This is a genomic window from Streptosporangium sp. 'caverna', from assembly GCF_003203775.1.
GTDB lineage: Bacteria > Actinomycetota > Actinomycetes > Streptosporangiales > Streptosporangiaceae > Streptosporangium > Streptosporangium subroseum.
Genome location: NZ_CP029711.1, coordinates 10,173,934 through 10,193,327, shown reverse-complemented (window position 1 = coordinate 10,193,327; position 19,394 = coordinate 10,173,934). Strand labels below are relative to the sequence as shown.

General features: G+C 68.2%; 14 protein-coding genes and 1 riboswitch. Of the genes, 7 read left to right on the top strand and 7 right to left on the bottom strand.

Translation table 11 applies throughout. The features are described 5' to 3' along the window. The first annotated feature begins 133 nt into the window (after positions 1-133). Both DKM19_RS44015 and DKM19_RS44010 read left to right on the top strand, forming a co-directional pair. Entirely contained in the window at positions 134-1,627 is a 1,494-nt protein-coding gene (locus DKM19_RS44015) for a S1 family peptidase (RefSeq protein ID WP_110704551.1), read from the top strand. Positions 1,628-1,856: 229 nt separating this feature from the next. Next, positions 1,857-3,359 (top strand): S1 family peptidase, encoded by a 1,503-nt coding sequence (locus DKM19_RS44010; RefSeq protein WP_110704549.1) that lies wholly within the window; start codon positions 1,857-1,859, stop codon positions 3,357-3,359. Positions 3,360-3,413: 54 nt separating this feature from the next. Here the strand turns inward: DKM19_RS44010 and DKM19_RS44005 are convergent, their stop codons facing one another. Further along, positions 3,414-4,022, bottom strand: coding sequence for a hypothetical protein (locus tag DKM19_RS44005; protein ID WP_162642219.1), 609 nt, complete (start codon positions 4,020-4,022; stop codon positions 3,414-3,416). A 361-nt stretch (positions 4,023-4,383) separates the two neighbouring features. After that, positions 4,384-4,524, top strand: a riboswitch (SAM riboswitch). A gap of 14 nt (positions 4,525-4,538) precedes the next feature. Here DKM19_RS44005 and thrC point away from each other — a divergent pair. From thrC to groL, 4 genes are all read left to right on the top strand, one after another. Next, positions 4,539-5,801 carry a threonine synthase gene (gene thrC, locus DKM19_RS44000; RefSeq protein ID WP_089213910.1) on the top strand — a complete coding sequence of 421 codons (1,263 nt, stop codon included), beginning with the start codon at positions 4,539-4,541 and terminating at the stop codon, positions 5,799-5,801. Positions 5,802-5,823: 22 nt separating this feature from the next. Beyond that, positions 5,824-6,099: a MoaD/ThiS family protein gene (locus tag DKM19_RS43995; RefSeq protein WP_110704546.1), complete on the top strand. Its 276-nt coding sequence runs from the start codon at positions 5,824-5,826 to the stop codon at positions 6,097-6,099. Between the two features lie 391 nt (positions 6,100-6,490). Further along, positions 6,491-6,691, top strand: a complete 201-nt coding sequence (locus DKM19_RS43990) for a cold-shock protein (protein ID WP_012895270.1) — start codon at positions 6,491-6,493, stop codon at positions 6,689-6,691. Between the two features lie 319 nt (positions 6,692-7,010). After that, positions 7,011-8,636 carry a chaperonin GroEL gene (gene groL, locus DKM19_RS43985; RefSeq protein ID WP_110704544.1) on the top strand — a complete coding sequence of 542 codons (1,626 nt, stop codon included), beginning with the start codon at positions 7,011-7,013 and terminating at the stop codon, positions 8,634-8,636. A 123-nt stretch (positions 8,637-8,759) separates the two neighbouring features. Here the strand turns inward: groL and DKM19_RS43980 are convergent, their stop codons facing one another. Both DKM19_RS43980 and DKM19_RS43975 read right to left on the bottom strand, forming a co-directional pair. Then, complete coding sequence (locus tag DKM19_RS43980; RefSeq protein WP_110704542.1) at positions 8,760-9,191, bottom strand: GNAT family N-acetyltransferase; 432 nt, start codon at positions 9,189-9,191, stop codon at positions 8,760-8,762. An 11-nt stretch (positions 9,192-9,202) separates the two neighbouring features. Beyond that, positions 9,203-11,221, bottom strand: a complete 2,019-nt coding sequence (locus tag DKM19_RS43975; protein WP_110704540.1) for an AAA family ATPase — start codon at positions 11,219-11,221, stop codon at positions 9,203-9,205. Between the two features lie 165 nt (positions 11,222-11,386). On the opposite strand from DKM19_RS43975, the gene DKM19_RS43970 reads away from it, so the two are divergent. Further along, positions 11,387-11,668 (top strand): hypothetical protein, encoded by a 282-nt coding sequence (locus DKM19_RS43970; RefSeq protein ID WP_162642217.1) that lies wholly within the window; start codon positions 11,387-11,389, stop codon positions 11,666-11,668. 189 nt (positions 11,669-11,857) lie between these two features. Here DKM19_RS43970 and DKM19_RS43965 read toward each other — a convergent pair whose 3' ends face one another. From DKM19_RS43965 to DKM19_RS43950, 4 genes are all read right to left on the bottom strand, one after another. After that, positions 11,858-13,537, bottom strand: coding sequence for a DNA repair helicase XPB (locus DKM19_RS43965; RefSeq protein WP_110704536.1), 1,680 nt, complete (start codon positions 13,535-13,537; stop codon positions 11,858-11,860). 154 nt (positions 13,538-13,691) lie between these two features. After that, entirely contained in the window at positions 13,692-14,414 is a 723-nt protein-coding gene (locus DKM19_RS43960) for a hypothetical protein (RefSeq protein ID WP_110704534.1), read from the bottom strand. A gap of 120 nt (positions 14,415-14,534) precedes the next feature. Further along, entirely contained in the window at positions 14,535-16,046 is a 1,512-nt protein-coding gene (locus DKM19_RS43955; RefSeq protein WP_110704532.1) for a class I adenylate-forming enzyme family protein, read from the bottom strand. A 60-nt stretch (positions 16,047-16,106) separates the two neighbouring features. Beyond that, positions 16,107-18,518, bottom strand: a complete 2,412-nt coding sequence (locus DKM19_RS43950; protein WP_110704530.1) for a helicase C-terminal domain-containing protein — start codon at positions 18,516-18,518, stop codon at positions 16,107-16,109. Between the last annotated feature and the right edge of the window lie 876 nt (positions 18,519-19,394).

Here is a 19,394-nt window from a genome sequence, read left to right as displayed (position 1 = left end):
GTGGCGTGCGGCTTTTACCGCCTTAACCGGCAACGACTGAATTAAAGTGGCGTTGCCCACATCGCATGATCAACCTGCGATATAAGGCGATCTCCCCCCTCATGCCTGGAAAGCAGAGGTCGAGGAGAGGCACATGTCCCGCAGACATGCCGTTACCGCAGGGTGCGTCCTGGCGATCACCGCTCTTACCCTGACGGCCGTCCCGGTCGCCGCCAAACCTCCGTCGGCGGGAGTCGAGGCCGCTCCGGTCATATGGAAACCGCCACCGGGCATGATCGCGGCATTCCAGCGTGATCTCAAGCTCACCGCTGAGCAGGCGCAGGCCCGTCTGATCAACGAGGCCCGCCTGGCGCCGATCGAGGCGAAGCTCCGCAGCCGGCTCGGGGCCCACTTCGGCGGCTCCTGGTTCGCGGGAACCATCGCCCAGACTTTGGTGGTGGCCACCACCGATCCCGCCGACCTCCCTCAGATCATCGCCGCGGGCGCCCAGGGCGAGATCGTCAAACGGTCGTACGCGGAACTCGACAGGGCGATGAACAGCCTTGACGGCTCTCTGCCCGGCCGGTTGAGCGGCGGGGCGGTGCGCTTCGTCGATGTGAAGAACAACCGGATCATCGTTCTCACGACCGAACCTCTGGAGACCGAAGATCTCATTCAGGCCTCGGGCGTGGACTCGAGCGTGGTGCGTGCGGTGCAGTCTCCCGAAAGACCCCGGCTCCTCGACGAGGTGCGGGGCGGCGACGCCTATTACGTCAACGTCACGAGTCGCTGTTCGATCGGTTTCGCGGTGACGCGTGGATCGCAGAACGGTTTTGTCAGCGCGGGCCACTGCGGCAAGAAGGGCGACGCCACCACCGGAGTCAATCGCGCCCCCCAGGGTGTCTTCCAGGCGTCGAGCTTCCCGGTCGACGACGCCGCCTGGGTTTCCGTGAATGCCAAATGGATGCTCAGACCGGTGGTGAACAACGGCAGCGGCGGCACCGTACCCGTCGCCGGTTCCAGGGAGGCGATCGAGGGCGCGTCGGTCTGCCGGTCGGGCTCCACCACCGACTGGCAGTGCGGTGTCATCCGGCAGCGCGACGCCAGCGTGACCTATCCTCAGGGCACGGTTTTCGGGGTGACCCGCACGAGTGTGTGTGCCGAGCCCGGTGACTCGGGGGGTTCCTTCATCTCGGTGGACCAGGCCCAGGGTGTGACCTCCGGCGGCTCCGGCGACTGTTCCTCGGGCGGCGTCACCTATTTTCAGCCGATCAACGAGATTCTCACGACGTACGGCCTGACCCTGGTGACCGACAGCAACGCCATCCCGCCGGGCACCTGCACGGGCCTGCCGAAGAACGTCACCGGCACCCTGACCGATGGGCAGAGCGTCTACCAGCCGAACAACCGGAGCTATCAGACCACTGTCGCCGGTGTTCACTCCGGTTGCCTGGACGCCGCCGACGGCGTCGATTTCGACCTTTTCCTGGAGAAGCGCAACGGCTCGGCCTGGACTACCGTCGCCACCTCTGACAGTCCGAACCCCGATGAGAAGATCAGCTACACCGGCTCGCCCGGGTACTACCGCTACCGGGTGGTCTCCGCGAGCGGTTCCGGCTCCTACAAGCTGACCTACAAGACGCCGTAAATCCGGCTCGGCCTCCCCGTCCACCGCGGCGCCGGTCGGCAGACGCACTCCGGGAGATCGCATCCGGAGTGCGGGTCCGGCCTGAAATCGCCGCCGCGTGGCGTGCGGCTTTTACCGCCTTAACCGGCAACGACTGAATTAAAGTGGCATTGCCCACATCGCATGATCAATCTGCGATATGAGGTGCTCTCCCCTCATGCCTGGAAAGCAGAGGTCGAGGAGAGACCCCATGTCCCGCAGACATGCCGTTACCGCAGGATGCGCTCTGGCGATCATCGCTCTTACCCTGACGGCCGTCCCGGTCGCCGCCAAACCTCCGTCGGCGGGAGCCGAGGCCGCTCCAGCCGGCTGGAAACCGCCACCGGGCATGATCGCGGCATTCCAGCGCGACCTCAAACTCACGAGTGAGCAGGCGCAGGCTCGTCTCCTTAACGAGGCCCATCTGGCGCCGATCGAGGCGAAGCTCCGCAGCCGGCTCGGGGCCCACTTCGGCGGCTCCTGGTTCGCGGGAACCATCGCCCAGACCCTGGTGGTGGCCACCACCGATCCCGCCGACCTCCCCGAGATCATCGCCGCGGGCGCCCAGGGCGAAGTCGTCAAACGGTCGTATGCGGAACTCGACAGGGCGATGAACAATCTTGACGGCTCTCTGCCCGGCCGGTTGAGCGGCGGGGCGGTGCGCTTCGTCGATGTGAAGAACAACCGGATCATCGTTCTCACGACCGAACCCCTGGAGACCGAAGACCTCATCCAGGCCTCCGGGGTGGACTCGAGCGTGGTGCGCGCGGTGCAGTCTCCCGAAAGACCCCGGCTCCTCGACGAGGTGCGGGGCGGCAATGCCTATTACGTCAACACCACGAGTCGCTGTTCGATCGGTTTCGCGGTGACGCGTGGATCGCAGAACGGTTTTGTCAGCGCGGGCCACTGCGGCAAGAAGGGCGACGCCACCGCGGGCTTCAACCGCGCCCCCCAGGGTGTCTTCCAGGCGTCGAGCTTCCCGGTCGACGACGCCGCCTGGATCGCGGTGAACGCCAACTGGATGCTCAGACCGGTGGTGAACAACGGCAGCGGCGGCACCGTACCCGTCGCCGGTTCCAGGGAGGCGATCGAGGGCGCCTCGGTCTGCCGATCGGGCTCCACCACCGACTGGCAGTGCGGTGTCATCCGGCAGCGCGACGCCAGTGTCACCTATCCTCAGGGCACGGTTTTCGGGGTGACCCGTACCAGTGTGTGTGCCGAGCCCGGTGACTCGGGGGGTTCCTTCATCTCGGTGGACCAGGCCCAGGGTGTGACCTCCGGCGGTTCCGGCGACTGCGTCGACGGTGGTATCACCTATTTTCAGCCGATCAACGAGATCCTCACGACGTACGGCCTGACCCTGGTGACCGACAGCAACGCCGTCCCGCCGGACGAGAGCACCTGCACCGGCCTGCCGAAGAACGTCACCGGCGTCCTGAACGAAGGCGATCAACCCGTCTACGAGCCGACCGGCCAGTATTACGAGACGACCGTCGCCGGCCTGCACTCCGGTTGCCTGGACGCCGACAGCGGTATCGACTTCGACCTTTTCCTGGAGAAGCGCAACGGCTCGGCCTGGAGCACCGTCGCCACCTCTGACAGCCCGAACCCCGATGAGAAGATCAGCTACACCGGCATGCCCGGGTACTACCGCTACCGGGTGGTCTCCGCGAGCGGCTCCGGCTCCTACAAGCTGACCTACAAGACGCCGTGACCTCCCTCCCGCCGTGGCGATCGCGCTCCTGGGAGATCAACGTCCGGGGCGCGGTCAGTCGAAGAACTGCTCGAAACTGAACCTGCGCACCAGGAGAGAGGCGGAGTCCCGGCCGACCACGCGGATCCTCCTGAGGCGAGTCTGCTGGTTCATCGTGACCTTCACGCACTTCAGGCAGACCTCGTGATATCCCAGCAGGGCGAAATAGGAGATGCCGGCGCTGCGGCGTCCGAGACCCCTGTCGGAGAGCCCCAGCCCCACCTCCCGGTAGATCCGCCGCGAACCCTTGAGATTGAACGCGGTGGAACCGATGATCGCGTGGTTCGACACGGGAGGACAGTGCACAAATATCCGGACATTGTTGTTCTGGCGGGGGTTCCAGGGCAGGACCCGGAGCGACGTGACGTTCTTCAACGCGGGCGGGATCCCGTTGTTGTTGGTGTTGTTCGCGGAGGAGCCGTCGCTCCCGGAGGACGAGGCTTTCCCGGAGGAGCCGCCGCCGTCCTTCCCGGAGGTGTTGGAGTTGTTGATGTTCTTGTTGGACGGGGGCGGGTCCTCGGCGACCCTCCGGACGGTCACGGACGGGATGTCGAGCGCCTCGGCGGGCATGATCGGGCCCATCACGAGGGCGGCCGCCGTTCCCATTCGTACAGCAAAACGCATGTGTTTCTCCTGCCGGACGGACACGGGACATTGGCGGCGTGGGACATTGGCGGCGTGCTCTCGCCGGGCGACAGACACGTGGGTGGCGTCGGAGGGCCGGTGTCCGCGGGGCGCCGGCGCGAAGGCATCCAGGCACCCGTCCTGACCGGGCCGGTCGTCTCATTATGTCGATTGCGCCACATAAACGTGGACGCCACACCGACACGGAGTGTGTCGGCGTGGGACCCACGGGTGGACGATCGGAGAGAGGCCGTCCGACAGGCAACACGCCATGTCTCGAAAAGTGAGACGAGTGGTCAGGATCGCGGTAGGGCGGGGTAGAGTGCGTAGGACCTGCTCGTCAGGCCCCTAATTGAATATTTGCTCATCCAGAGGGGTGGAGGGACCGGCCCTGCGAAGCCCCGGCAACCATCTCGGTTCAAGACTCGTAATCTGACGAGGTCAGCCGAGACAGGTGCCAATTCCGGTCTGTGACCAGGGTGGTCGCAGACGAAGATGAGGGAAAGGCCTCCCTTCATGGCGCTCGCAACCACCGAAAACACCACCTCGCTCGACTTCGGCCCCGCCGTGGCTCTCTCCTGTCGCGAATGTGGTGCCCGCTACGACCTCGGTCCGATCTTCGCCTGTATCGAGTGTTTCGGACCCCTCGAGATCGCCTATGACTTCGGGCGCGTGACCCGGGAGCAGATCGCCGAGGGACCGACCAACATCTGGCGCTACCGTTCCCTGCTGCCGGTTCCGGTCGATGTGACCTCCAAGCCCAACATGGCCCCGGGCTGGACCAAGCTCGTCAAGGCCGACAACCTCGCCCGCGAGCTGGGCATCCGCTCGCTGCACGTGAAAGACGACTCCGGCAATCCCACGCACTCCTTCAAGGACCGCGTGGTGGCCATGGCCGTCGAGGCGGCTCGTAACTTCGGTTTCCACACCCTTTCCTGCTCCTCCACCGGCAACCTGGCAGGCGCGGTCACCGCCGCGGCCGCCCGCGCCGGGCTGGACGCCTGCGTGTTCATTCCCGCGGACCTGGAGGAAGCCAAGATCGTCATGGCCTCGGTGTACGGGGGCAGGCTCATCGCCATCGAGGGCACCTACGACGACGTGAACCGCTTCTGTTCCGAGCTCATCGGCGACGAGCTGGGCGACCAGTGGGGCTTTGCCAACGTCAACCTTCGCCCGTACTACGCGGAGGGCTCCAAGACCCTGGCCTACGAGATCGCCGAGCAGCTCGGCTGGCGGATCCCGGACCAGATCGTCATCCCCGTCGCGTCCGGCTCCCAGCTCACGAAGATCGACAAGGCCTTCAAGGAGCTGATCGGTCTCGGCCTCGTCGAGGAGAAGCCTTACAAGATCTTCGCGGCCCAGGCGGAGGGGTGCTCGCCGGTCTCCACCGCCTACAAGGCGGGCCTCGACGTGATCCGCCCGGTCAAGCCGGACACGATCGCCAAGTCGCTGGCGATCGGCAACCCGGCGGACGGCCCCTACGTGCTGGACATCGCCCGGCGCACCGGCGGTGCGGTGGAGGACGTCACGGACACCGAGATCGTCGACGCGATCCGGCTGCTGGCCAGGACCGAGGGCATCTTCGCCGAGACGGCGGGCGGCGTCACCGTCGGCGTGCTGCGCAAGCTGGTCGCCGCGGGACGACTCGACCCCGACGCGGAGACCGTGGTCCTCAACACCGGTGACGGTCTGAAGACCCTCGACGCGGTGGCCGGCCAGGCGCGTCCCACCGCGGTCATTCGGCCCTCTCTTGACGCATTCCGTGCGGTTATCGCCTAGAAATCGTGAAAGGTACTGAATTATGAGCGTTTCTGTGCGGATTCCGACGATCCTGCGGACCTACACCGACGGTGCCGCCGAGGTGAACGGGGAGGGCGAGACCCTTCGCGACGTTCTGCAGAAGCTGGACGCGGACTTCCCCGGGATCGGGGCGCGCATCTTTGATGAAACGGGCAAGATTCGCCGTTTTGTCAATGTCTACGTCGGGGATGAGGACGTCCGTTTTGTCGACAACCTCGATACGGTCACGCCGTCCGGCGTCCAGGTCTCCATCATCCCGGCCGTCGCCGGGGGCTGATCCTCCCAGCGCGCCCTGACGCGCCCGGGCCCCTGCCGGGCGCTCGCAGACCCGGGCGACTCTCCCGGTGCTTCTTCCAGGCCTCTCCAGGCTTCCCCATGACACCCGCTCCGGCTCCGGCCGCGTGCGGGTGTTGTGTTTTGTGGCGCGAGCCCATATCTGTGACGGAAGGAAATAATGGAATCTTTAACTAACTAATCGTGAGAGCCAATCCCGATGGGGATGATAAAAGGGCACGTAAAGCAGTAGTTTGGCGCTTGACTCTGTTGCCCCACGGTGTCCCACAGGTATGGTCGAGAACGATCGACGTAGGCGTTGTCTCCGCCTCGGAGATTGAGGACTTCGCGAGAGGAATGGGTGTGGTCCTCAAGTCCAGTAAGAGGAGTCGCAAGTGGCGCAGGGCACCGTCAAATGGTTCAACGCGGACAAGGGCTACGGCTTCATCGCGGTAGACGGTGGTAAGGATGTGTTCGTCCATTACTCCGCAATCATGATGGATGGATACCGTGCCCTCGAGCAGGGCCAGCGGGTCGAGTTCGAGATCACCCAAGGGCAGAAGGGCCCCCAGGCGGAGTCCGTCCGGGCGGTCTGACGTAGCCATCCCGTGAACTTGTCGGGAAATGTCAGCGGATCCCGCGGCAGCGCAGTCTGCGTGGATCTCCACGACATCGGCCCGGTTCGCCGTCCCAACCGGCGGGCCGGGCTTTGCCGCGAGCGGAACCCAGGTCAACGAGCCGCAGCTTGCACTCGACAGGGTAGAGTGCTAAACAGTTTGTTGGCACTCCCGGTTCGAGAGTGCCAACCTGGATCGAGGCGATGGGGCCCGCCGAACGGAGTCGTGGGCCCACATGCCGTCGCGGGCGTCGGCTCGATCCGGTGCAAGCCACCCTGTGTTTGGGAGGTCTAGCCGTATGGCAGCCAAGATGATCGCGTTTAACGAGGACGCCAGGCGCGGTCTCGAGCGTGGTATGAACCAGCTCGCGGACGCCGTCAAGGTGACCCTCGGCCCGAAGGGCCGTAACGTCGTTCTGGAGAAGAAGTGGGGCGCCCCCACGATCACCAACGACGGTGTCTCCATTGCGAAGGAGATCGAGCTCGAAGACCCGTGGGAGAAGATCGGGGCCGAGCTCGTCAAGGAAGTCGCCAAGAAGACCGACGACGTCGCGGGTGACGGCACCACGACTGCCACCGTGCTCGCTCAGGCCCTCGTACGTGAGGGTCTTCGCAACGTTGCCGCCGGCGCCAACCCGATGGCCCTGAAGAAGGGCATCGAGGCCGCCGTGGAGCGCGTCTCGGAAGAGCTCTCCAAGCTGGCCAAGGACGTGGAGACGAAGGCGCAGATCGCCTCCACCGCCTCCATCTCCGCGGGCGACGCCCAGATCGGCGAGATGATCGCCGAGGCGATGGACAAGGTCGGCAAGGAAGGTGTCATCACCGTCGAGGAGAGCAACACCTTCGGCCTCGAGCTCGAGCTCACCGAGGGAATGCGCTTCGACAAGGGCCTCACCTCGATGTACTTCGTGACCGACCCGGAGCGTATGGAGGCCGTCCTCGACGACCCCTACATCCTCGTCGTCAACTCCAAGGTGTCCGCCAACAAGGACCTGCTCCCGGTTCTCGACAAGGTCGTGCAGGCAGGCAAGCCGCTGCTGATCATCGCCGAGGACGTCGAGGGCGAGGCCCTGGCCACCCTGGTCGTCAACAAGATCCGTGGTCTGTTCCGCTCGGTCGCCGTCAAGGCTCCGGGCTTCGGCGACCGCCGCAAGGCCATGCTGGGCGACATCGGCATCCTGACCGGTGCCCAGGTCATCAGCGAGGACCTCGGCCTCAAGCTGGAGTCCACCACGCTGGACCAGCTCGGCCGCGCTCGCCAGGTCATCGTCACCAAGGACGAGACCACCATCGTCGACGGTGCCGGTGACCCGGACCAGATCGCCGGCCGGGTCAACCAGATCCGTGCCGAGATCGAGAACACCGACTCCGACTACGACCGTGAGAAGCTCCAGGAGCGTCTCGCCAAGCTGGCCGGCGGCGTGGCCGTCATCAAGGCCGGCGCGGCGACCGAGGTCGAGCTCAAGGAGCGCAAGCACCGCATCGAGGACGCCGTTCGCAACGCGAAGGCGGCCGTCGAGGAGGGCATCGTCCCCGGCGGTGGCGTGGCCCTGCTGCAGGCCGGCGCCAAGGCGTTCGACAAGCTCGAGCTCTTCGGCGACGAGGCCACCGGTGCCGCGATCGTGCGCAAGGCGCTCGAGGAGCCGCTGAAGCAGATCGCGATCAACGCCGGCCTCGAGGGCGGCGTCGTGGTGGAGAAGGTGCGCAACCTCACCCCCGGTGAGGGTCTGAACGCCGCCACCGGCGAGTACGTCAACATGTTCGAGTCGGGCATCATCGACCCGGCCAAGGTGACGCGTTCCGCTCTGCAGAACGCGGCGTCCATCGCGGCGCTGTTCCTCACCACCGAGGCTGTCATCGCCGAGAAGCCCGAGAAGGCTGGAGCTGCCCCCGCAATGCCGGGTGGCGGCGACATGGACTTCTAAGTCCAGACGCTTTCACAAAAAGAGGCGACCCCGAAGTGCCGGGGCCGCCTCTTTTCGCGTTCGCCGAACCTCGTGCGATTGGGCGTCGCTCTCTTTCATATGCTCCGTGATCTGTGGGAGCCCCTAACTCAGCGGCTTGACCCATCGAGCCCATTGGGGTTGAGGGGCGTAGCCGGCGGACTCCCAGGCGTGGTGGGCCAGGACATTCTCGTGGAGCACCATGGCGTCGGCGCGGAACGCCCCCAATTTCGCGAAGCGCTCCTCCGCCGCGCGGATAAGGACGCTCCCGATCCCCTGGCGGCGGCGCGCGGGATCCACGGCCAGCCGGTAGAGATGGGCGCGCCAGCCGTCCCAGCCGGCGATCAGGGTGCCGGCCATCTCCCCGTCGATCTCGGCGATGAGGACGGCCTCGGGGTCGCGCTCGATGAGCGCGACCACCTTGGCCGGGTCGTCGCGGCGGTCGGTTCCCTCGGCGGCCTCAAGCCAGAAGGCCAGTAACGCGCCGACATCTTCCAGCCGTCCGTTCCGGACCCTGATTCCCGTGGGCTTCTCCATGGGACCGGAAATTAGCAGAGCTGCGCGGGGAGCTCTCTGGCGTGGAGAACGGTCAGGGAGGTGACCGCCCGGGTCAGGACCACGTAGAGGCGGGCCAGACCACGCGGCTCGGCGTCCACGATGTCAGCCGGTTCGACCACGATGACGTGGTCGTACTCCAGTCCCTTGGCCAGGCTCGCCGGGATGACCAGGAGGCGATGGTCATCGACCGTGTCCGGGCTGAGCACCTGGTGGTCCAGGTCGGTCAGGGCCTTGGACACGGCGGCGACCGAGGCGTCCGGGACGATGACGCCGATCGAGCCCTCACGGGACAGCGCCTCCCGCACGGCCTGCGCCAGGGACGCGGCGAGGTCGGGCGCGGGCCGTACCGACAGGGAGCCCGAGCCCGGCCGCAGTGACTGGGGCGCGGCGAGGTCCGGGGCGATGGAGGGCAGCAGCCTGGCGGCGAAGTCGAGCACCTCGCGGGGGACGCGGAAGCCGAGGGTGAGCTCGGTGACGGCGCCGTCCTCGAAGCCCAGGTGGGTGAGGACCTCCGTCCAGGAGCGGGCGGACCAGGGCGTGGTGCCCTGGGCGAGGTCGCCGAGGACGGTGGCCGATCCGGTACGGCAGCGCCGGCCGAGGGCGCGCAGCTGCATCGCGGACAGGTCCTGGGCCTCGTCCACGACCAGGTGGCCCAGGACGGCGGTCCGCTCGATCAGGTCGCCGAGCTCGTCCATCAGCGCGGCGTCGGCCGCCGACCACTTCGCCGAGCGGAAGGACTTGGCCGGCTTGGCCCACAGGAGCAGGGACTGCTCCGCGGCGGTGAGGTCGTCCTTCGCCGCGGCGGCGAGGAATTCGGGGTCGCTGAGCAGCCGGTGGAGCACCTGCTGCGGGGTCAGCTTGGGCCAGACCTGGTCCACGAGCTGTTTGACCGGCTTGGACCTGGCGACCGCGTCCTGCACCCGGTCGTCGGGGGACTCGCCGCGCTGCTCCATCCGGACGAGCACCAGATGGGCCAGCCGCTGGGCGAGCGTGGCCCGGCCCGGTCCGTAACGCGTGGTGCCGCGCAGCGCGGCGACGATCTCGCTGGCCTCGTGGTCGGCCACCCGGTAGCGGTTGATCCCCTTGGTGAACAGCACGCCCTCGGTGGGCTTGAGGACGTGCATCCACAGGGCGCGCCTGAGCACCGGGGCGATCCTGGCGTCGCCCTTGATCGTGGCGACGGTGGGGTCCTCGGGAGCGAGGTGGTCGCCCAGGATTCCGGCGACCGTGGTCTGGTCGACCTTGACCTCGCCCAGCGCGGGAAGCACCGAGGAGATGTAGGAGAGGAAGGCCCGGTTCGGGCCGACGATCATCACGCCGGATCTGGCGAGCTTCTCACGGTGGGTGAACAGCAGGTAGGCGGCCCGGTGCAGGCCGACCGCGGTCTTCCCGGTACCGGGCGCACCCTGGACGCACACGGTCTGGCCCAGCCCGGAGCGGACGATCTCGTCCTGGTCGGGCTGGATGGTCGCGACGATGTCGCGCATCGGGCCGGAGCGCGGGCGCTCGATCTCCTCGGTGAGGAGCCTGCTCTGCTGGAGGTCGCCACCCTGGTCGAGCCGCTCGTCCTCGTAGGCGGTCAGGTCGCCGCCGTGATAGCCGAACCGGCGGCGGCGGGCGACGTCCATCGGGTCCGCGGGACTGGCCTGGTAGAACGCCCGGGAGACCGGAGCCCGCCAGTCGATCACCAGGGGACGGCTGCGGTCGTCGTGGACGTGTCTGCGCCCGACGTAGATGGTGCCGGGCAGGTCGTCGTCCACGGCACGGTCGAGACGGCCGAAGAACAGGGGCGTGCCGGAGTGGTCGGCGAGCGCCGCCACTCGCGTGTCCAGCAGCCCCTGCAGGATTTGCTGGGAGACCCAGTCGGCGGCGGCGTCGGCGGAAAGAGACTTGGCGTGTTCTCGCATCGCGCGCAGCGCGGCCCTGGAGGCGGCGAGGTGTGCGCGTTCGGTGGCGAGGGTCTCGGACGGATCGCCGGTTATGTCGGGGGCCAATTGATGTGCGGGCACGCGGAAGCGCCTCCCATTCGATAAACGGAGGTGGTGGTCATCGGGCAGCGAATCGACCAGCTTACCGGGGACCTTCGTGACGCTCAAAAGGATTTAACGATGGACTGACGTCCGGCCGCGGCGGGTATCCCAATGGCCATGCGGATCTCCCCGGTGATACCGACCGTGGCCAATCTCCTCCTGGCCGCGCTCTGGGGGTTTTCCGTGTTCGCGGGCTGGGGGCTGGAGGCCTTCTGCTCCGAGGACGGCTGCGCGGACAGGATGGGCGACGTGGCCAGAGTGTCGTCCCTGTTCGCGATGGTCGCGGCGTGTTGCACGGCGGGCGCCTGGATCGCCCCGTGCGCCCGCCGCGACGAGGGTCGTTTCACCGCCCTCATGGTCGCGGCGGTGGCCGCCTGGGTGGTCGCGGAGGGCATTCTCTTCATCGGTGGCCTGATCGTTCGGTAATCGCCGTAACACCCTCAGTCATTCTGCTGTGAAATGACGAAAAAGCCGGGCAAAACTGGTGACTCCGACAGATCATGGGGGTATGTCGCCAGTGGCCCTCGAGGCCTAGCGAGGGGGTGGTTTCTTTGTCGAAAGCCTGCGGTATTTCGTGGACCTGACACAAATTGACGACGTGTTCGCCATGTGAGGTTATTCCCCGGCGAGCACGTCGTCCGCGTCAATGATCTGGTACGCATACCCCTGCTCGGCCAGGAACCGCTGGCGATGCGCGGCGAAGTCCTGGTCCACCGTGTCGCGGCTGACCACCGAGTAGAAGCGGGCCCCGCCACCGTCCGCCTTGGGCCGCAGCACGCGGCCGAGTCGCTGGGCCTCCTCCTGCCGTGACCCGAAGGTCCCCGACACCTGGATGGCCACCGCCGCCTCCGGCAGGTCGATGGAGAAGTTCGCCACCTTGGAGACGACCAGGACCTGGATCTCCTTGTCGCGGAACGCCTGGAAGAGCCGCTCGCGCTCCTTGATCTTCGTCTCGCCCTTGATCACCGGCGCGTTCAGGTGCTCGCCGAGCTCGTCGAGCTGGTCGATGTACTGCCCGATGACCAGCACCTGCTCGTCCAGATGCCGCCGTACCAGGGCCTCGGTCACCCGGGACTTGGACGGCGTGGTCGCGCAGAACCGGTAGCGCTCCTCGGCCTCGGCCATCGCGTAGGCGAGCCGTTCCTCGTCGGTCAGCGTCACCCGGACCTCGACGCAGTCGGCCGGGGCGATCCAGCCCTGGTTCTCCATCTCCTTCCACGGAGCGTCGTAGCGCTTGGGACCGATCAGGGAGAACACGTCGCCCTCCCGGCCGTCCTCGCGCACGAGCGTCGCGGTCAGCCCCACCCGCCGCCGAGCCTGCAGGTTGGCGGTCATCCGGAAGATCGGCGCGGGCAGCAGGTGCACCTCGTCGTAGATGACCAGGCCCCAGTCACGGGCGTCGAACAGCTCCAGATGCCGGTAGGCACCCTGCCTGCGGGTCGTCATCACCTGGTAGGTGGCGATGGTGACGGGCCGGATCTCCTTCTTGGTACCGCTGTACTCACCGATCTCGTCCTCGGTCAGCGAGGTCCGCTTGAGCAGCTCCTGCCTCCACTGGTGCGCCGAGACCGTGTTGGTCACCAGGATCAGGGTCGTCGACTGGGCCTGTGCCATCGCCGCCGCGCCCACGATCGTCTTGCCCGCGCCACAGGGCAGCACGACCACCCCGGAGCCGCCGTGCCAGAACGCCTCGGCGGCCTCTCGCTGGTAGGTGCGCAGCTGCCAGCCGTCCTCGGTGAGCGCGATCGGGTGGGCCTCGCCGTCGACGTATCCGGCCAGGTCCTCGGCGGGCCAGCCCAGCTTGAGGAGGTACTGCTTGATGTTGCCGCGCTCGCTCGGATGCACGGCCACGGCGTCGGCGCCCAGCCGCTCGCCCAGCAGCGGCTGGATCTTCTTGGAGCGCAGGACCTCCTCCAGCACGGCCTGGTCGGTGCTGGTCAGGGCGAGCCCGTGGACGGGGTGCTTCTCCAGGCGGAGCCTGCCGTACCGCGCCATGGTCTCGGCGATGTCCACCAGCAGGGCGTGTGGCACGGGGTAGCGGCTGTAGGCGATCAGCGCGTCGACGACCTGCTCGGCGTCGTGCCCGGCGGCCCGTGCGTTCCACAGCGCCAGCGGGGTGATCCGGTAGGTGTGCACGTGCTCGGGCGCGCGTTCCAGCTCGGCGAACGGCGCGATCGCCTTGCGGCACTCTCCGGCCATCTCATGGTCGACTTCAAGCAACAGGGTTTTGTCGGATTGGACGATCAGTGGTCCGTCAGTCACAGACTGCTCCTTGGGTATGGCCGGCGAACTCATGGTCGCACTTGTACGGGGACTCGCCGGTCTGCCGCGCGTCCCTCGCCCCCCGGCTCCCTTATGCAACAGAGCCGGGGGCCCCAACAGTCCCGAGCGGATGATTCCGGACCGATAACCGCGAATTACGGCAGTCTCGAATTGGGGCAGCGAAGTCTCAGTAGGAGTCGAAGGCCCCGTTGAGACCGGCGATGATGAAGGTGGCGACACCCAGGATGATCAGCACGATGTTGATGCCGATGCTGATCCAGGTCCATTTGAGCAGTTTCCTGGCGCCCCTGACGTCGCGGTCGACCTTCCCGAGCGCCAGGCCGGACAGGATGGCTCCGGCGATGCCGCCGAGGCTGACGTAGCAACTCAGGGCGAACACGAGGCTGATGACCAGTGCGACGATCGCGTGGGTTCGGGTGCCGTCGCTGCCCGGCTGCGGCCCGGGACCGTACCCCTGGGCGTACGGCGGCGGATACTGCCCGTAGGGCGGCTGCTGTCCGTACCCCTGGCCCTGGCCATAGGACTGACCCGGCCCCTGGGTCTGTCCGTACCCCTGGCCTGAGCCGTAGTCCTGGCCCGGAGCCTGACCGTAACCCTGACCTGAGCCGTAGTCCTGGCCCGGAGCCTGACCGTAACCCTGACCCGGGATCTGGTCCTGGGGCTGGCCGTAACCCGGGCCCGGGTTCTGACCGTAACCCTGGCTCTGGGCCTGGTCCTGGCCGTAGCTCGGCTGATGGCCGGGCTGGCCGTATTCGGGCTGGGGCTCCTGCTGGGGCGGCTCGTAACCGTAAGGCTCGCCGTAGCCGGGAGTCTGGCCGGGGCCTGTGCTGTACGGGCTCTTCCAGTCATCCGGGTTCGTGCTGGGACCTTCGGGGTGACCGCTGCTCACTGTGGATCGTCTCGCTTCTATCGAACTCTGAACATCAATGCGATCACGATATGGGCATGCGCCGTATGTCGCCGAACAATGCTCTCGTCGTGTTCGCGATCGTCCTCCCTCAGTCCGAGGTTATCCGGTGAGGCGGGCGCGCAGTGCCTTGCGATCGAGCTTGAGCACGCTGGTGACCGGGATGGAGTCGGTGAAATAGATCTCGCGAGGGTATTTCACCCGGCCGACCCGGGCGCGGGTCCAGCCGATGAGATCCTCGGCCGTGGCCCTGCCATCCGGACGGAGCTGGACGAAGGCCACGACCTCCTCGCCGTGGATCGGGTCGGGACGGCCGATCACGCCCGACATCAGCACGTCCCGGTGCTCGTTCAGCACATCCTCGACGTCTCGGGGAAAGACGTTGAACCCGCTCCGGATGATCAGATCTTTTTTACGGTCCACGATGTGCAGGTAGCCGTCGTCGTCCACGCAGCCGATGTCGCCGGTGCGGAGCTCGCCGTCCACCAGCGCGGTGCCGCCGAGAGCGGCTTCCGGGGCGCCCCAGTAGCCCCTCATGAGCGCGTCGCCCCGGACGCAGACCTCGCCCACGTCGCCGATCTCCAGCTCCTCGCCCTCGTCGTCGCGGACGGTGATCGTGTAACCGGGCAGGGGCAGCCCGACGCTGCCCACCTTCCTGCGGCCCGGCGGGTTGAAGGTGGTGACCGCGCTGGTCTCGGTCAGGCCGTACCCCTCGAGGATCTGCACGCCGGGCACCCGCCGCTCGAACTCCCGGAGCACCTCCCGGCCCAGCGGCGCCGCCCCGCAGGTCAGGTAGGCCAGATCGGGAAGATGGACGCTCTCGAGCGGCTCGGCCAGCAGCCTCTGCAGCATGGCGGGGACCACCGCGCCGTACTGGACCCCGTGCTCGGCGGCCAGACGCAGGAACAGCCCGGCGTCGAACCAGCGCATCAGCACGACCTGCGGAGGCTCGACGGCGTGCATGCCCGCGATCGTGATGATCAGGCCGTAGGCGTGCGAGAGCGGCACCGGCATGATCGCCCGGGTGACGCCCGGCTGGTGGGACATCTCCTGCGCGGCCTTCGAGACGTGCCAGAGCCCGCCGTGGGTCAGCATGACGCCCTTGGCCCGGCCGGTCGTGCCGCCGGTGTACATCAGCGCCGCGAGGTCGGCCGGGTCGCGCCTCACTGCGCCGGTCTCCGCGGCCTCCTCCAGCTGGGCGAACGGCGTCGTGCCCGGTGGGGCGTCGCCCACCACGATCACCGGGACCTCCTCGGCGGCGGCCTGTACGGTGCCCAGCAGCTCGGGCGAGGTCACCACCGCGACGGCCCCGCTGTCGACGAGGATGTGCCGCAGCTCCTCCACCCCGACCAGGAACACCACCGGTGTCACCACGGCTCCGGCCGCCCAGAGCGCCTGGTAGGTGATCGACACCTCCGGGCAGGTGGCCATCATGACCACCACCCGGTCGCCGGGCGCGATCCCCAGGGCGCCGAACCCATCGGTGACCCGCCGGGCCCGCTCGGCGAGTGCGGACGCACGGTGCCAGGTCCCCTCGTAGTACAACGCCTCGAAGTCGCCGAACCTGCTCCAGGACTCCTCAGCGAGCCGGCCCAGTGTTTGGTCAGCACTCATGACCTTCAAACTGGGCCGTACGGGCTGAGCCGTCAAGGCCTCTTCGGGGTCAGGCGATGTTCAGACGATGTCGGCGATGCCGGTGATGCGGTGCAGGGCGAAGCGGTGCACCGCCGCCCGCGTCTCGTCGTAGGCGGTGAGATAGCCGCCCTCCATCCGGGCGGGTTCGAGGATCCGGCTGGTGGCGTTGCCCTGGGAGTCGAGGTAGCCGATCCAGACCTGGGAGCCCTGCCGGATGGCGTCGCGCAGGGCGGAGATCGTGGCGGTCGTGGGGGAGCGCGGGACCTGGCCGTCGGGAGCGTCCAGGGGAACGCGACGGGCCTGGTGGGCTGCGTCGCCGGCGCGCACGGCACGGATGGCGGCCGCCACCACGTCGGCCTCCAGGCCGTTGAACGTGGCCGAGGAGCGGACGAGGGGCGGGCCCTCGGTCCTGCGGACGTCGATCTGGGTGATGATCACGTCGCCGTCCAGGGACTCCGCGGCCGGCGCGTAGCCCATCGCGCGTAACGAGTCGATCAGGGCCGGCCTGGAGGACTTGGAGGCGATCACGGTGGGGGCGAGCCGTCGCAGCCGCAGCGGCATCGAGCGCTTGTCGGCCATCACCTCGTCCAGCAGCGAGGAGTCGTCGCACCGGACGTAGGCGCTCGCCGTACCGATGCGCATGCGGCCGTGGCGGCGGGCCACGTCGGTGACCAGGTAGCTGAGCGGCTGCGGGACGGGCGTGGTCGAGTGGCGCTCCAGCAGGGCCAGCATCTCGTCGGCGCCCTGCCCGGCGTCCAGCGCCCGGCGGATCGACCGCTCGTCGAACCGGTAGACCGTCGCGCCGCCGGTGGACTCCACCTCGGCGGACAGCGCCAGCCACCGCCTCAGCTCGCTGGTGAGCGGCCCCGGCGCGACGGCGGTCAGATCGGCCTGAAGGAACACGTGGTCGAGTGGCTCGGGCAGCAGCGGGGCGAGCAGCTCGCCGGGGGATCCGGCGCGGCTCCCACCCGGAAGCCCGGGGAGCCCGGGAAGCAGGGCGCGGCCGTGCCCTACGAGCATGCCGAGGCCGGTGACCCCGATCTGCTCGGCCTCGCGCAACGTGAACTCCACCAGCTGGTCGCGGTGGCCGCCGCGACGGCGAGGCTGCTCCCAGGCCAGACGCTCGCGCACCGAGTCGAGGGTGGGAGCCACGCCGGGCCCCGCGGCGGCGAGCATGCCGAGGGTGGTGGCCCGGACCTCGGCGGCGGCGGAGCGGCGCAGGTCGGGGTGGAGGGCATTGAGCAGCCGGTCGCGCTCGTCGCGCTCGCCGATCACTCCCGGCACGCGGTCCATGGTGAGCCAGGTCATGGCCAGCATCACCCAGCGGTCTTCGGTGCCCTTCATCCGCCAGGCGTCGTAAACGGGGGTGGGCAGCCAGTCGCCGTCCACCGCGCCGCTCGCCGCCACCAGCCCGGCCGCGTGCGCCACCTCGATGATCAGCCCCGCCACCCACTCGGGCAGGTCGAGCAGGGCCGCGATCCTCTTGAGGTCGCGCACGGCCAGGCCGCCGCTGCGGAGCACGCCGGGCGGGTCGGCGCTCCAGCGCTCGCACAGCTCCTCCACCGCGCGGGTGAACGTGAACGCCTGCCCGGCGGCCGTGCGGTCGGCGAGTTTCCGGTCGCGCCTGGCGCCGTCCATCGCGGGGGGGACGGGGGAGAGGTCCTGGTGAATCCGGCCGTCGCGAAGGAACAGGCCGACCTCGCGGGGCAGCACGACGGTCTCCTCGCCGGTGGCGCCCAGCAGCGCGCGGGAGAGAAGCTGCTCGATCGGCGACTGGGCGGTGGCGGCCCGCACCTCGCGGCGCGCGTTGGGCACCCGGCCGCTGGCCGGGCCCCAGGCCAGCTCGTTGAGCGCGGACCGTGCCTGCGGTGAGACGTCCTCGATCAGCCGGCCGACGATTTTCTGGTCGCCCAGCAGCTCGGCGAGGACCTCTTTGGTGTCGCCCCTGGTGTCGCTCTTGGCGTCGCCGCCCTCGCCCGCGATGTCCTCGATCAGCTCGGCCAGCCGCTCCGCGTGGTAGTGCCGGAACACCTCCACGGCCGGGGGGCCGAGGCCCGCGGGCCCGTCAAGGACCTCCCGCACCCCGGGTGCCGGGGCCAGGGCGTTGTCCGGCCCGTAGACCAGGGCCAGGGTCCGCAGCCGCTCGACCGTCTCCTTGAGCGTGCTCCGGAAGACCGGATCGGCCGCTCCCGGCAGCGCCCGGGCCATCTGGGACCGCAGTGATCCGTAGGAGATCGGTGAGGGGAGCACGGTCAGCGTCTCCACGACCGAGAGCGTGAACCGGTCGAGCCGGTCGAGCACCCGGCCGACCGCGGACGGGCTGCTCGCCCGCCCTGCCAGGCCTTCGAGGTGCGCGGGGACGGGGGTGACGAGCTCGGGGCGCACGGCGGCGAGAGCCCGCAACTGTTCGTCGCTCCGGCTGCGCAGCCACTCGGTGAACTCCGTGCTCATTTCGTCAATGGTAAGAGGCCTTACCGACAAAGCGTGGCACGGGTAAAGTTTGTGATCATGTGAGCGGCCGTGAATGGGGGAAATAGGCCACGGGCAAGGGCATCGGCGAGAGAGGATGGCAGCGTGATCGAGCGTGTCGACCAGCTTGTCCTGGAGTACGTCAGCAGGGCGGCTGATGCCGCCCACGGCGTGCTGCCCCCGAGGCAGCGGATCGATTTCGTCGGAAGGCTGCGTAAGCGGATCGACGCCGAGCGGATGGGGATGGACAGCCCGGCGGCCGTCGAGAAGGTTCTGGCCCAGTTCGGCGATCCCGTGGTGCTGGTGCGGCGCGAGGTGCACCGCCTGAACAGTGAGACGACCCTGGGGGGCCTGGCGGAGACGCTGGAGGAGGCCGAGCGCCCCACCGGTGTCATCGTCCCGGCCCCGGCGTCGGGCCTTCACGATTCGTCCGAGCCGCTCTCCGGCCGTTCGGTCACCGGGGATCACGCGGCGCCGGAATCTGCGACGGCGGATTCCGCGATGACCGGTTCGGTGGCCGGTTCCGCGTTCTCAGAGCCGATTCCGCCCGGGGAGGACGATCTCGAGTCGCCGGGTTCCGGGCGATCGGATATGACGATTTTCGGGGCCTCGACGTCGGACCGGTCAGGAGAAGCCGGTTTCGAGTGGGCGGATTCCCGGGAACCTGGTGCCCCCAGGCGCTCGCATCCTTACGGGGACGTGCCGGGTGGCTCTGTCCCCCCGCCTCGCGACTCCGGGACCGGCTCGGAATCCCCGGCCGCGCACGAGGCCGCTTCCGCGGACGCCCCCGGAGATGCTCCCTCGGGCGTTCCCGAGCCGACGGCCCGGCCACGATCCTCGTCGGTCGCACCCGGGGGA

Coding starts and splice junctions, on each gene's coding strand:
- DKM19_RS44015 (WP_110704551.1), top strand. CDS start 134: ATGTCCCGCAGACATGCCGTTACCGCAGGGTGCGTCCTGGCGATCACC.
- DKM19_RS44010 (WP_110704549.1), top strand. CDS start 1,857: ATGTCCCGCAGACATGCCGTTACCGCAGGATGCGCTCTGGCGATCATC.
- DKM19_RS44005 (WP_162642219.1), bottom strand. CDS start 4,022: ATGCGTTTTGCTGTACGAATGGGAACGGCGGCCGCCCTCGTGATGGGC.
- thrC (WP_089213910.1), top strand. CDS start 4,539: ATGGCGCTCGCAACCACCGAAAACACCACCTCGCTCGACTTCGGCCCC.
- DKM19_RS43995 (WP_110704546.1), top strand. CDS start 5,824: ATGAGCGTTTCTGTGCGGATTCCGACGATCCTGCGGACCTACACCGAC.
- groL (WP_110704544.1), top strand. CDS start 7,011: ATGGCAGCCAAGATGATCGCGTTTAACGAGGACGCCAGGCGCGGTCTC.
- DKM19_RS43980 (WP_110704542.1), bottom strand. CDS start 9,191: ATGGAGAAGCCCACGGGAATCAGGGTCCGGAACGGACGGCTGGAAGAT.
- DKM19_RS43965 (WP_110704536.1), bottom strand. CDS start 13,537: ATGAGTTCGCCGGCCATACCCAAGGAGCAGTCTGTGACTGACGGACCA.
- DKM19_RS43955 (WP_110704532.1), bottom strand. CDS start 16,046: ATGAGTGCTGACCAAACACTGGGCCGGCTCGCTGAGGAGTCCTGGAGC.
- DKM19_RS43950 (WP_110704530.1), bottom strand. CDS start 18,518: ATGAGCACGGAGTTCACCGAGTGGCTGCGCAGCCGGAGCGACGAACAG.